At 71.6% G+C, this 13068-nt stretch carries 10 protein-coding genes and 1 pseudogene; 5 read left to right on the plus strand and 6 right to left on the minus strand.

The window, feature by feature from the left end; genetic code table 11:
- Positions 1-490 precede the first annotated feature (490 nt).
- Positions 491-1333 carry a GNAT family N-acetyltransferase gene (locus tag ABH925_RS06975; protein WP_370146154.1) on the plus strand — a complete coding sequence of 281 codons (843 nt, stop codon included), beginning with the start codon at positions 491-493 and terminating at the stop codon, positions 1331-1333.
- Here ABH925_RS06975 and ABH925_RS06980 read toward each other — a convergent pair.
- Positions 1276-2070, minus strand: coding sequence for an HAD family hydrolase (locus tag ABH925_RS06980; protein WP_370146156.1), 795 nt, complete (start codon positions 2068-2070; stop codon positions 1276-1278). The genes ABH925_RS06975 and ABH925_RS06980 overlap by 58 nt on opposite strands.
- A gap of 733 nt (positions 2071-2803) precedes the next feature.
- Between ABH925_RS06980 and ABH925_RS06985 the strand changes: the two are divergent.
- Positions 2804-3241, plus strand: a pseudogene (locus tag ABH925_RS06985) (universal stress protein); the annotation flags it as partial.
- Between the two features lie 90 nt (positions 3242-3331).
- On the opposite strand, the gene ABH925_RS06990 reads toward ABH925_RS06985, so the two are convergent.
- From ABH925_RS06990 to ABH925_RS07005, 4 genes are all read right to left on the minus strand, one after another.
- On the minus strand, positions 3332-4513 hold the full coding sequence (locus tag ABH925_RS06990; RefSeq protein ID WP_370146157.1) for an acyl-CoA dehydrogenase family protein: 1182 nt from the start codon (positions 4511-4513) through the stop codon (positions 3332-3334).
- A gap of 190 nt (positions 4514-4703) precedes the next feature.
- A complete protein-coding gene (locus ABH925_RS06995) occupies positions 4704-5675 on the minus strand; it encodes a hydroxymethylglutaryl-CoA lyase (protein ID WP_370146158.1) in 972 nt (323 codons plus the stop codon).
- Entirely contained in the window at positions 5672-7837 is a 2166-nt protein-coding gene (locus tag ABH925_RS07000; RefSeq protein ID WP_370146159.1) for a biotin carboxylase N-terminal domain-containing protein, read from the minus strand. The genes ABH925_RS06995 and ABH925_RS07000 overlap by 4 nt, the downstream gene beginning before the upstream one ends.
- Before the next feature lie 68 nt (positions 7838-7905).
- Positions 7906-9537 (minus strand): carboxyl transferase domain-containing protein, encoded by a 1632-nt coding sequence (locus tag ABH925_RS07005; protein WP_370146160.1) that lies wholly within the window; start codon positions 9535-9537, stop codon positions 7906-7908.
- 95 nt (positions 9538-9632) lie between these two features.
- Between ABH925_RS07005 and ABH925_RS07010 the strand changes: the two genes are divergently transcribed.
- Positions 9633-10283 carry a TetR/AcrR family transcriptional regulator gene (locus ABH925_RS07010; RefSeq protein WP_370146162.1) on the plus strand — a complete coding sequence of 217 codons (651 nt, stop codon included), beginning with the start codon at positions 9633-9635 and terminating at the stop codon, positions 10281-10283.
- Positions 10284-10354: 71 nt separating this feature from the next.
- On the opposite strand, the gene ABH925_RS07015 is transcribed toward ABH925_RS07010, so the two are convergent.
- Positions 10355-10774: a winged helix-turn-helix transcriptional regulator gene (locus tag ABH925_RS07015; RefSeq protein ID WP_370146163.1), complete on the minus strand. Its 420-nt coding sequence runs from the start codon at positions 10772-10774 to the stop codon at positions 10355-10357.
- 130 nt (positions 10775-10904) lie between these two features.
- Between ABH925_RS07015 and ABH925_RS07020 the strand changes: the two genes are divergently transcribed.
- Complete coding sequence (locus ABH925_RS07020) at positions 10905-12422, plus strand: MFS transporter (RefSeq protein WP_370146164.1); 1518 nt, start codon at positions 10905-10907, stop codon at positions 12420-12422.
- A 168-nt stretch (positions 12423-12590) separates the two neighbouring features.
- Positions 12591-13016, plus strand: coding sequence for a PPOX class F420-dependent oxidoreductase (locus ABH925_RS07025; protein WP_370146165.1), 426 nt, complete (start codon positions 12591-12593; stop codon positions 13014-13016).
- Positions 13017-13068 lie beyond the last annotated feature (52 nt).

Raw genomic sequence — 13068 nt, forward strand, 5'->3', positions numbered from 1 at the left:
CGTGTCTGCCGCCGACGTGGCCGTTGCTGTGATCGGAGCCCCCGGTCGACCTCCGGGTGCGCCGACCGCACGGTCCACGACTGTGGCGTCATGAATGTCCGGTCCTGTGCTGCACTGCGGCCCCCGCCTTCGCCAAGATCGAATCTACTGGGTCCTGGGATGTTGGTGCGACAAGTTCACCATCCGACGCTATGTCGACAAGGCAATTTGGCGTGAAGCATTCGATCACTGAGCGTGTCATCCGATGAGCTGTCGGGGAAGGGGGCGTGTCAAGGGCTGGCCAGTTGTCGCACGGTCGTCAGCCCTGGACGGGCGTTACCGTAGCCCGCCATGACCCGTTGATCTGCAGATATGTTCAATGACGCCGGGATGTCCTGAAGTTGACCGAAAAGCAGCCCCCGGAAGCACGTAGGGCGCAGGGAGGGTATGGGGAGGCGCAGGGGGCGCATGCAGGGCGCATCGAGGCGGGAAGGCGGCGTAGGCTCGGCGAATGGACGCACGGGGACTCCTTGAACTGGCCAACGACAACGCGGTGGCGCACTGGCTGGGAATGGCTCTGGCGGAGGGTTGGGAGGTCAGGGTCGGTCCCGGTTACACCGCGGTGCGCTGCGACCGGGACGCCGCCGACAGCCATCGGGTGGTGCTCACCCGACGACCCGACGAGGCGGTCGGCGGTGTGGCGGGGCTGACCGGGGAACTGCTCGGGGTCTTCCGTGACTGGGACACCCGGCAGTTGTGCCTGGAGGACCCCTACCGGCTGCTCGACTTCTCCGGGTACGGCTGCGAGCCGGCGCTGCCGATGCCGGTGATGGTGCGCCCGGCCGGACCGGTACCCGACAGCTTTGGCACGGGTGCCGCCCCGGGTCGGGCCGGGGGCGCCGAGCTGGTGGTCTCGGAGGCCCTGGCAGAGGATGAACTCGCGGACGTGGAGCGGGTGGTGGTGGAGGGCTTCCCCATGCCCGGAAGGCTGCCCTGGAGCCGTGGGCAGATGTTCCCGGCGGCGTGGGCGGACATCCCCGGGCGCCGCAACTGGCTGGTGCGGCGTCAGGGCATGGCGGCGGGGGCCTGCGTGTCCGTGGACGACGGTGCCTCCGTGGGCCTCTACTGGGTGTCGGTGCTGCCGGAGCAGCGGTCGCGAGGGGTGGCCAGGGCACTGCTGGACGCGGTGCTGCGGGAGCACCCGGACCGTTCCGCGACACTGACCGCGACGCTCCTCGGCGAGCCGCTGTACCTGAAGGCGGGATTCGTCGAGCAGGGCACGGCACTGTGGTGGCGCTATCCGGGGGCGGCCCGCCCGGTGTCGGCGCAGCCGACCAGTTCGGCGCCCCGGTAGCGGAGCCCCGGGCGGGCCGCGGCGCCGGTGGTGCGGGGTGGTGCGGAGGGGGCCGGGCCGGTGCCGAGGACCTGGCTGACGGCGTCGGGCAGGGTGGCGGCGATCAGGGTGGGTGAGTAGCCGGTTTCGGGCCAGGGTCTGCCATGGGCCAGCCAGACGCTGCGGATGTCGGCGACCTGGGCCCCCGCGATGTCCGCCGGTGCGTGGTCGCCGATCATCCAGGTGTCCTCGTTCCATCCGGTGCCGGTGCCGGTGCCGGTGCCGGTGCGGACGCCACAGCGCTCGGCGGCGATCCGGAAGATCCGCGGGTCGGGCTTGACGCAGTCGGCCTCCTCGGAGACCACCCAGCCGTCGACCAGGTCGGCGAGGCCGGTGCACTTGATCTTGGTCTCCTGGTGCGCGGTCGCGCCGTTGGTGACGATGCCCAGCGTCCACCCCGCGGCTCTGGCGGTCCGTAGTGCGTCGAGGTGGGCGCTCGGACAGCGGATCAGTGCGGTGACGGTGTCCCGGTACTCCGCGAGGAGCGCCGGGAGCGGCTCGTCCAGGCCGTAGCGGTCGACCGCGGCCCGGAACAGGCTGCGCCGGTCGTGGTAGCCGCCACAGTCCAGGACGACGAACCAGGCGAGGTCCTGGGCGGGGAGGGAGCGCTCGGCGAGGAAGCGTGCGGCCCACTCGCGGAATGCCTGGTCTCGGTCGACCAGGGTGTTGTCGAGATCGAACAGCAGTAAGGGCGGCATGGGCGGCATCGTTTCAGCCCTCTGGCATATGCACGAGGCATGCGACCGGTTCTGACCGAAAAGCGATACCCGGGCGGCGCGGCCGTCCGCCCGTCCGGTTCCGGTCCCCTACCCCGTCCCGGCACCGTCCAGACCCCGTGTGCGCCCGCATGACGGTGCCGGCGCCCGTGCAGGGCGAATCGCACGGGGAGTTGGCTGCGCCGACACCGTTGCACAAGTACGGCTCCTCAGGCATGCTCCATGCACGCCCAGAGCAAAGCGCGGACGCGCGGGAGCACGCTGGCCGCGCGCATGCTCCGGCGTACGCGCCCGCCGTTAGCGGTAATCGCGGGTTCCGAACGCATTGTGTCTGGGCGCGGACAGATTGTCGCCGTACCCTGGAGGGAAGAGGTCACACAAGCCAGCACTCGGCCTACTTTGTTCTGGATCGGTGCGCAGTGATGGTGTCCCTGGTTTCGCAGCCCTGGGTCGTGGCCATGTGCGTCGCTCCACAACCCGGTACCCCTCGTCTGTATCCCACCTCGCCGAAACGACCATAGTCATGGCCGGTTACGAGCTCCCTGAGCCGACTGAAGGCAAGCCGGCGGCCCGCTCCGCAGAGCAGCCGTCGCAGCAGCAGTCCTGGTTGCCCAGGCCCAAGCCGAAGACGCCGAAGCCGCACCCCACGTCCGAGTCCGCGTCCCCGACGGGATCCCCTCCACCCATGCCCGGTTTTGAACTGCAGTCGCAGCATGTGCGTCCCTGCGACCCTGCTTTCCTCCATGGTGTCGTCGTCGGATTCGACGGCTCGGTCTCCAGCGAGCGTGCGCTCGCCTACGCCGTCGGGATGGCCCGGCGCTCGCGGGCCGGTCTGGTGATCGTGCATGTGGCCAACCGGCTGCCGGCGACCGTGTGGGCCGGCTGCGAGCCGCCCGTCTTCGTCGACGTCCCGGACCACCGCACCGAGGTGCTGGGCCTGGAACTGGCCTGTGCGGACTTCCTGGGCGACGTGCCCTGGGTGCTGGTGGAGCGGGGCGGGGACATCTGCCACGAGTTGGAGGAGGTCGCCCGCGAGTACGCGGCCGACGCCATCGTCGTGGGCGGCACCCATGGTTTCCTCGGCCGACTGTTCGGCTCGGTGGCCGGTCGGCTGGCCCGGCGGGCCAACCGACCGGTGGTCGTCATTCCCTGATCGCGCGGTCGGACGCCGGGCGGCGGCCGACCGACGCGGGTCAACGGCTGCTTCGAGTTGGTTGAGTGGTTCGGGCAGCTCTCGCGGGGGTCACGAGGAGGTCATGCCCAGCTCCCGCGCGATGAGCATGCGCTGCACCTCCGAGGTGCCCTCGCCGATCTCCAGGATCTTGCTGTCGCGCCAGAAGCGCGCGACCGGGTATTCGTTCATGAAGCCGTAGCCACCGTGGATCTGGGTCGCCTCGCGGGCGTTGGACACGGCCGCTTCCGAGGAGTACAGCTTGGCGATCGCCGCCTCCTTCTTGAACCGCTCGCCACGCAGCAGCCGGGAGGCCGCGTGGTGCCAGGCCAGCCGGGAGGTGTGGGTGCGCATCTCCATGTCTGCGATCTTGAACTGGATGGACTGATTCGCCCCGATCGGCCTGCCGAAGGCATGGCGCTGGGCGGCATAGGTCAATGACTCGTCGACGCACCCCTGGGCCAGGCCGGTGGCCAGGGCGGCGATCGCGATACGGCCCTCGTCGAGGATCTGCAGGAACTGGGCGTAGCCACGGCCGGCCTCGCCCAGGAGGTTGGCAGCCGGGACGCGGCAGTCGGAGAAGGACAGCTCCCGGGTGTCCGAGGCGTTCCAGCCGACTTTGGAATACTTCTTCGACGCCGAGAACCCCGGGGTCCCGGTGGGCACGATGATGGTGGAAATCGTGCGCTGTGGCGAGCTCTGCTCGTCCGTTTCGCTCGAACGAGTGAGTGCGGCGACGGTGACCAGGCCGGTGATGTCGGTGCCCGCGTTGGTGATGAAGCACTTCGAACCGTTGATGACCCACTCGTCGGTGTCCGCGTCGTAGCGGGCGGTGGTGCGGGTCGCACCGGCGTCGGAGCCCCCTTCGGGCTCGGTCAGCCCGAAGGCGCCGAGCATCTCGCCGGAGCAGAGCCGGGGCAGCCAGGTGCGCTTCTGCTCCTCGGTGCCGAAGCGGTAGATCGGCATGGCGCCGAGCGAGACCGCCGCCTCCAGGGTGATCGCCACCGAGGAGTCGACCCGTGCCAGTTCCTCCAGCACCAGGCCGAGGGCCAGGTAGTCGCCGCCCATCCCGCCGTACTCCTCGGGGAACGGCAGGCCGAACAGCCCCATCCGCCCCATCTCGCGGACGATCTCGTACGGGAACTCGTTGTGCTCGTAGTACTCGCCGATCTTGGGGGCGATCACGTCGTGGGCGAACTCGGCAACAGTGCGCCGGAGTTCCTCGTGCTCGGGTTCGAGCCGGTGGTCGAGCATCGTGGTCTCCTGTGAGGGTGAGGGGGAACTGCTCGCTCGGGTGCTGCCCGGTGGTGCCGGGAGAACTGAGCCGGCGTCGGCCGCAGCGTTCGGCTGGGCCGACGCGGAGCCCGGCCCCGGGGGACGGTGCGCGCCGCCGTACATCGGGCGGGGCGCGCACCGACCCGGGCCGCGGGCCGGGCGCGGTGGGTCAGGCGCGGAGCGCCCGCACGGCCCGGGAAGGGCTGGGACGGCCCAGACGGCCCGCCAGCCAGGCGCTGGTGGCGCTGAGCGCCTCCAGGTCGACGCCGGTCTCGATGCCCAGGCCCTGCAGCATCCAGACCAGGTCCTCGGTGGCCAGGTTGCCGGTGGCGCTCTTCGCGTACGGGCAGCCGCCCAGGCCGCCGGCGGAGGCGTCCACGACGGTCACACCGCACTGCAGCGCGGTCAGCGTGTTCGCCAGCGCCTGCCCGTAGGTGTCGTGGAAGTGCACGGCCAGCCGCTCCGGGCCGACCCCGGCCGCACCGAACGCCGTGAGCAGCGCGGCGACCTGGCCGGGTGTCCCGGTGCCGATGGTGTCGCCGAGGCTGAGTTCGGTGCAGCCCAGGTCCAGCAGCGCCCTGCCCACCTCGACCACCTTCGACACCGGCACCGGCCCCTCCCAGGGGTCGCCGAAACACATCGAGAGGTAGCCGCGGACCTGCGCCCCGGCCGAGAGTGCGCGGTGCACCACCGGCTCGAACATCTCCAGGGACTCGGCCACGGTCCGGTTCAGGTTCCGCCGGGCGAAGGTCTCGGTCGCGCTCGCGAACACCGCGACCTCGGTGGCGTGGTGCGCCAGCGCCCGGTCCAGACCCCGTTCGTTGGGCACCAGCACCGGCAGCCGCAGCCCCGGGTACTGCTCGCGCAGCCCGGCGACCAGCGGGAACAGCTGCTCGGCGTCGGCGAGTTGGGGGACCCACTTGGGGTGCACGAAGCTGGCCGACTCGATGGTGCGCAACCCGGCTGCGGCGAGCCGGGTGATGAACTCGGCCTTCACCTCCACCGGCAGTGCGGTCTGCTCGTTCTGCAGGCCGTCCCGGGGGCCGACCTCGTGGATCCGCACGGACCGGGGCAGCCCCGCCAGCGGGACCCGGTCGGGCAGGCCCAGCTCGGTGACGGTGGGCTCGGGTGTGCTGGTCATCGCTTCTCCTCCTCCGCCGCGGCACCGGTCTCCGTGGTGTCGGCCTCCGTGGTGTCGGCGGGGGTGACCACGGCCAGTACCTCGTCCATGGCCACGGTGCCGCCGGCCGTCACCCGCAGTTGCTCGACGATTCCGTCGTAGGGGGCGGTGATGACGTGTTCCATCTTCATCGCCTCAAGGATCAGCAGCGGCTGGCCCTTGGTCACCTGCTCGCCGAGAGTGGTCTTCACGACGGTGACCGTCCCGGGCATCGGCGCGGTCAGCGCGGCGGCGCCGGAGCCGCCGGTCCCCGAGGACAGCTCCGCGACCGGGTCGTAGGGGTGCACGGCCCAGCTGTCGCCGTCCCTGGCGAGCCAGTGAACGGCCAGGTCAGGGGCCGCACCGGGGCGGTTGTCAGTGGTGTGTGCAAAGGTGCGGGTGGTCCCGTCGAGAGCGAGCGTCAGCGTGTGCGGGTCGGCGGGATCGTGGCCGATGCGTGCGGTGACGGGATCCTCGTCCCCGAGCCGGACCTGGAACTCGGCGGGCATGTCAGTGGGATCGACTACGGTGCGGGACGAGGTGGGGCGGACCCTGACCTCGACCGGCTCGCCGCCCGGGAGGCGCAGCCGGTGGAGTGTCCAGGCGGGTTCCCCGCCCAGTCGCCAGGCGGAGGGGAGGGAGAAGGGATCGCTCCAGCCGCCGTCGGCGGCCGGCGGGGTGAGCGCCGACTGCCGGGCCAGGGCCGCGGCGATCAGCACCTCGTCAGTGAGAGCGGGACTGTCAGTGGCGTTGTCGGTGGCTCGCGCTACCGTCAGTTCCGGGTGGCGCTCGACCAGGCCGGTGTCGAGGCGACCCGCGACGACGTCGGGATGCGTGAGCAGACGGCGCAGATAGCCGGTATTCGTGGTGACTCCGAGGATCCTGGTCTCGGCGAGGGCGGCGCGCAGCCTCCGCAGAGCCGTGGGCCGATCGGGACCACAGGCAATGATTTTGGACAGCATCGGGTCGTAGCTGCTGCCGACCAGGACACCGGGGGCGAGGCCGGAGTCGACCCGCACACCCTCACCGCCGGGTTCCTGGAGCAGCAGCACCCGGCCCCCGGTGGGAAGGAAGCCGCGCGCCGGATCCTCGGCGCAGATCCGGGCCTCGATGGCATGGCCGGTAACGGCCACGGCGTCCTGGCCGAATCCCAGCCGCTCGCCCGCGGCGACCCGGAGCTGTTGCTCCACCAGGTCGAGTCGGGCGCCGTCGGCGCTGATCGCGAGCTCGGTCACCGGGTGCTCCACCTGGAGCCGGGTGTTCATCTCCATGAAGAAATAGGAGGAGGGGTCGTCACCGGGAACGATGAACTCGACCGTGCCGGCGCCCTGGTAGCCGCAGGCCAGGGCGGCGCGCACGGCGGCCGCACCCATCGACTCGCGGGTCTGCGGGGTGAGCAGGACGGAGGGGGCCTCCTCGATCAGCTTCTGGTGGCGCCGCTGCAGGCTGCACTCCCGCTCGCCGAGGTGGACCACGTTGCCATGGGCGTCGGCCAGGAGCTGGAACTCGATATGGCGTGGGCGGTCGATCCACCGCTCCAGCAGCAGGGTGTCGTCTCCGAAGGAGGCGCGGGCCTCGCGGCGGGCCGCGGCGATCTCCTCGGGGAGCTTCGCCTCGTCCCGGACCAGCCGCATGCCCTTGCCGCCGCCGCCGGCGGACGGCTTGAGCAGGACCGGGAGTCCGATCTCCAGTGCATACGAGAGGAGTTGGTCATCGGTGAGGGAGTCGCCCTCACTGCCGGGAACCACCGGCACGCCCGCGGCCTGGACCGCCGCCTTGGCGTGGATCTTGTCGCCCATCAGCTCGATGGTGTCGGGCAGCGGACCCACGAAGGCGAGTCCGGCGTCGGCGCAGGCCCGGGCGAAGGCGGCGTTCTCGGCCAGGAAGCCGTAGCCGGGGTGCACCGCCTGGGCACCGCTGCGCAGCGCGGCGTCGACGATGCGCTCGATGTTCAGGTAGCTCTCGGCGGCGGAGGCGCTGTGCGGCGGGCCGATCAGTACGGCGGTGTCGGCGGCCCGGACATGCGGTGCCTCGGCGTCCGCGCCGCTGTGCACCGCCACCGAGCGCACGCCCAACCGCCGCAGGGTACGGATGACGCGAACCGCGATCTCGCCGCGGTTGGCGACCAGCACGCTGTCGAACATGGGGGGTGATCCTCCGTCACATCAGGGCTGTCATCAGGGCTTTCATCGGGATTGCCGAATCGGCGCGGTCACATCCGGAACACGCCGTAGGGGCGTGGTTCCGGCAGCGGGGCGTTGGCGCAGGCGCTGAGCGCCAGGCCGACGACGGTGCGGGTGTCGAGCGGGTCGATGACGCCGTCGTCCCACAGGCGGGCGGTGGCGTAGTAGGCGTTGCCCTGGCGCTCGTACTGCTCGCGGACCGGGCGGCGGAAGGACTCCTCGTCCTCGGCCGACCAGTGCTCGCCGCGCAGGTCGTACTGGTCGCGGCGGACCGTGGCGAGCACCGAGGCGGCCTGCTCGCCGCCCATCACCGAGATCTTGGCCCCCGGCCACATCCACAGGAAGCGAGGGGAGTAGGCCCGACCGCACATCGAGTAGTTGCCCGCGCCGTAGGAACCGCCGACCACCACCGTCAGCTTGGGCACCCGGGTGCCGGCGACGGCGGTGACCATCTTGGCTCCGTGCTTGGCGATGCCACCCGCCTCGTACTGACGGCCGACCATGAATCCGGAGATGTTCTGCAGGAAGAGGAGGGGGATGCCGCGCTGGTCGCACAGTTCGATGAAGTGGGCGCCCTTGAGGGCGGACTCCGCGAACAGGATGCCGTTGTTGGCGACGATGCCCACCGGGTGGCCGTGCACATGCGCGAAGCCGGTCACCAGGGTGGGACCGTACTCGGGCTTGAACTCGGCGAAGCGGCTGCCGTCCACCACCCGGGCGATCACCTCGCGCACGTCGTACGGCGTGCGCGGGTCGACGGGGACGGCCCCGTACAGAGTCTCGGGGTCGACGGCGGGCCGCTCCACCGGCCGCAGCGGCCAGGGCTGCGGGCTGCGGGGGCCGAGGCCCGCCACCATGGTGCGCAGCATGGACAGCGCATGGGCGTCGTTGTCGGCCAGATGGTCCGTCACACCCGAGGTGCGGGAGTGGAGTTCGCCGCCGCCGAGCTCCTCGGCGGTGACCACCTCGCCGGTCGCCGCCTTCACCAGCGGCGGGCCGCCGAGGAAGATGGTTCCCTGGTTGCGGACGATCACGGCCTGGTCGCTCATCGCCGGGACGTACGCCCCGCCGGCGGTGCAGGAGCCGAGGACCGCGGCGAGCTGGGGGATGCCGGAGGCCGAGAGCCGGGCCTGGTTGTAGAAGATCCGTCCGAAGTGGTCCCGGTCCGGGAACACCTCGTCCTGCATGGGGAGGAAGGCCCCGCCGGAGTCCACCAGGTAGACGCAGGGCAGCCGGTTGTCCTGGGCCACCTCCTGCGCGCGCAGATGCTTCTTCACGGTCATGGGGTAGTAGGTCCCGCCCTTGACCGTGGCGTCGTTGGCGACCACCACGACCTCGCGACCCGCGACCCGGCCCACGCCGGTGATCAGCCCGGCGGCGGGGGCGTCCCCGCCGTAGAGGCCGTCGGCGGCGAGCGGGGACAGTTCGAGGAACGGCGAGCCCGGGTCCAGCAGTGCGTCGACCCGGTCGCGCGGCAGCAGCTTGCCGCGCGCGGTGTGGCGCTCGCGCGCCCGTGCTCCGCCGCCCTGGGCGGCCACGGCCATCCGCGAGCGCAGTTCGTCGACCAGCGCGCGCTGCGCCGAGTCGTTGGTCCGGTATGCCTCGGACCCGGGATCCACGCGCGTGTCCAGGACAGGTGCGAGTGCGGACGCGAGCGTCATCAGCGCGAGCTCCTTTGCTCCCGAGTGGAGGTTAATGAACGTTAACTCCTGCGGTCAGGTTAACGACGGATAACGGCACTGTCTAGGATGTCGGGATGGTGAACCCGACGAGTCCCCTCGCGCCGAGCGGCGGTCCACAGCGCGGTGCCGAGAATCCACGCCGCGAGCAGATCCGCCGCGAGGCGGCCCGGCTGTTCGCCGCACGCGGATTCCTGGGCGTCGGCGTGGACGAGATCGGCCGCGCCGTCGGCATCAGCGGTCCCGGCCTGTACCGGCACTTCGCGGGCAAGGACGCGATGCTGGCCGATCTGCTGGTCGGCATCAGCGAGCGGCTCCTCGGCGAGGGGCGCCGCCGCGTGGACGAGGCCGGCGATCCGCAGAGCGCGCTGGACTCCCTGCTGGAGGGGCATATCGACTTCGCGCTGGACGAGAGCGCACTGATCACTCTGCACGACCGTGAGCTGCTGCACCTCCCGGACGGGGAGCGGCACCGCGTGCGCAGCCTGCAGCGTCAGTACGTGGAGCTGTGGGTCGGTGTCGCCCGCGACACCTTCCCGGGCCTGGACGACGAGGCCCGCGCCGCCGTCCACGCGGTCTTCGGGCTGCTCAACTCCACCCCGCACAGCGCGGCCGGCCAGGAGGGAGCCCGCGACCGCGCGGCCATGGCCTCCCTGCTGCACCGCCTCGCACTCGGCGCGCTCGCCGCGGCCGCCCACGGCACGCACCCCGAGCGCGCCCGCCGGTAACCGGCGCCACCGGCAGCAGGGCCTGCCCGCCGGTAATCTGCCCGCCGGTAAACGGGGGGCGGTCAGGACGGTCAGGCGGTGCGCAGTTCCGCGTCGGCTTCGGCGTCGTACTGGCTCCGGGCCGAACGGATCTCGTCGATGTGTTCGCGCGCCCAGGCCGACAGCACGTCGATCACCGGGATCAGGCTGCGCCCCAGCGGCGTGAGCTCGTAATCGACCCGGACCGGCACCGACGGTGTGACCTGACGTGCCACCAGCCCGTCCCGCTCCATGGCGCGCAGCGTCTGGGTGAGCATCTTCTGGCTCACGCCGGGGACCCCCCGGAGCAGTTCGCTGTAGCGCTGCGGCTCGTCGCTCAGCGCGCGCAGCATCAGCGCCGACCACTTGTCGCCGACCCGGTCCAGCACCTGGCGGCCGGGGCATTCGGCCAGCCATCGCTCGAAGGCGATCCGGGCCTCCTCACGACGTGCTGCGGCGCTCTGCGTGGCCATCGGTCCCCCCGGGTGCCTTACGTACTTCAAAGTGCGTCCTTATGCAGCGAGGGTAGCCGCCGCAAGCATGGCTGTGCAGGACGGGGCCGACCGGACCCCCTCACGGCAGCGGATGCGGCAGGAGCAGCAGATGGCACGGCAGTTGAACGATCCCCAGGTCACCGGGCAGACGGCGACCGCTGGGCGCGCGGCGTCGACGGCGGTCCCGGCGCTCGCTGCCGCAGGCCCCGGTCACACCGGCCGCGCCGACCACGTTGATCAGGCCCCGGGTCCCGGTCACAGCGACCGCGCCGCCGGGATCGACCGCGCCGGGTGGCGGTTGCTCGCGTTGGCTGCCGGCTTCGTGATGGCGGCCGTCGACGCGACCGTGGTCAACGTCGCCGGTGAGTCCCTGCGTCAGCGCCTCGGCCTGGGGCTGTCCCAGCTCACCTGGGTGGTCGACGGCTACACCCTGACCTTCGCCGCACTCCTGCTGCTGGCCGGCTCGCTCGCGGACCGTTTCGGCGCCAGGCGGCTCTACTTGGCCGGGATGACGGTCTTCGGTCTGGCCTCGCTGGCCTGCGCGCTCGCTCCCGACGGCTCGGCGCTGGTCGGTGCCCGACTGGTGCAGGGAGCAGGGGCTGCGCTGTTCATGCCCAGCTCGCTCACCCTGCTGACCGCCTCTTTCCCCGATCCCCAGCGCCGGGCGCGGATGGTGGCGCTGTGGTCCGCGATCGTCTCCGGTTCGATGGCGCTGGGTCCCGCCATCGGCGGGGTGCTGGTGCAGACCCTGGGCTGGCGCAGCATCTTCCTGCTCAACCTGCCGATCGGGGTGTTCGGCCTGGTGCTCGCCGCGCGGGTCGTCCCGTCCCTGCCCGGGCGTCCGGCGCGGTTCGCGTGGGCCGGACACCTCCTCGGCGCGGGCATGCTCGCGCTGCTCTGCTTCACGCTGATCCAGGGCTCGGTGCTCGGCTGGGGCTCCGCGCCGATCCTCGGCTCGATCAGCGGGACCGTGATCCTCGGCGCATTGTTCGTCCGGCACCTGCGCCACGCCGAGCGGCCGGTGCTGCCTGCGGCGCTGTTCCGCTCCCGGGCCTTCGCGGCGGCCAATGCGGTGGGCTTCCTGATCAACTGCGGCGTCTACGGCGGAACGTATCTGCTGGGGCTGTTCCTCCAGGTGGCCGAGGGCGCCGACGCGCTGACGGCCGGGCTGGAGATGCTGCCGGCGACCGGCGTCTTCGTCCTGGGCAACCTGCTGTTCGCCCGCATGGTGCGCCGCACCGGGGTGCGCCGACCGCTGATCGCCGGGACCTCGCTGGCCGGGGTGGTCATGCTGTCCCTGGTGACGGTGTCCCCGGCGATGCCCTACGGCGTGCTGGCGGCACTGCTCGCGGTCGGCAACCTGGGGATCGGGGTCGCCGTGCCGGCCATGATGGCCGCCCTGGTCGAGGCGGTCGGACCGGTCAACGCCAACAGTGGCGCGGCCACGATGAACGCCAACCGCCAGGTCGGCACGCTCGTCGGCGTCGCGCTGACCGGGATCGTGCTGGCCGCGACAGGCGGCCACTGGTACACGGCGGCGGCGGTGACCTTCGGGATCTGCGGTGCCGGATACCTGACCGCCGCGCTGCTGGCCTGGCGGCACGTCCGGCCCGGGGACCAGATCTGACACCGCCCCGCTCCGCCACCTCCCCGCCCCGGCTCGTTCTCCGGTCCTACGACCAAGGACGATCCGGGGTGGGGCCAGGGCATGGTGCGTCCGGGAACAGAACGGGGGAGGCTGGACGCTGTCGGGTCGGGACGGCCGGAAGGCCCACGAGCGGGAGAGGTCGGCACCATGACAGAGAAGGCTCTCGAACAGTTTGTCGCGAAGGCGAACGGCGGCGCGCTGGTCGCGCTGAAGCGCGACGGACGGCCCCAGATCAGCAACGTCAGCTACAGCTACGACCCGGACACCCGGCTGCTGCGGATCTCCAGCACCGGGGACCGTGCGAAAATCGCCAATCTGCGCCGCGATCCACGGGCCAGCTTCTATGTGACCAGCCCCGACCTCGGTTCCTACGTGGTCGCGGAGGGCACCGTGGAGCTCACCCCGGAGGCGGCGGCGCCCGACGACGCGGTCGTGGAGGAGCTGATCGAGGTGTACCGCGCCGTCGTCGGGGAGCATCCGGACTGGGACGACTACCGCAGGGCGATGGTCGCGGACCGCAGGCTCGTGGTCCGGTTCTCCGTCGAGCGCTTCTACGGCCGCGCGGCCGGCTGACCCGACGGCGGGAAGTCATCCGCCCGGAAGCCGGCGGCCGACCATGGGCGGC

Origin of the sequence: Streptacidiphilus sp. EB129, assembly GCF_041262645.1 — a bacterium.
Lineage (GTDB): Bacteria > Actinomycetota > Actinomycetes > Streptomycetales > Streptomycetaceae > Streptacidiphilus.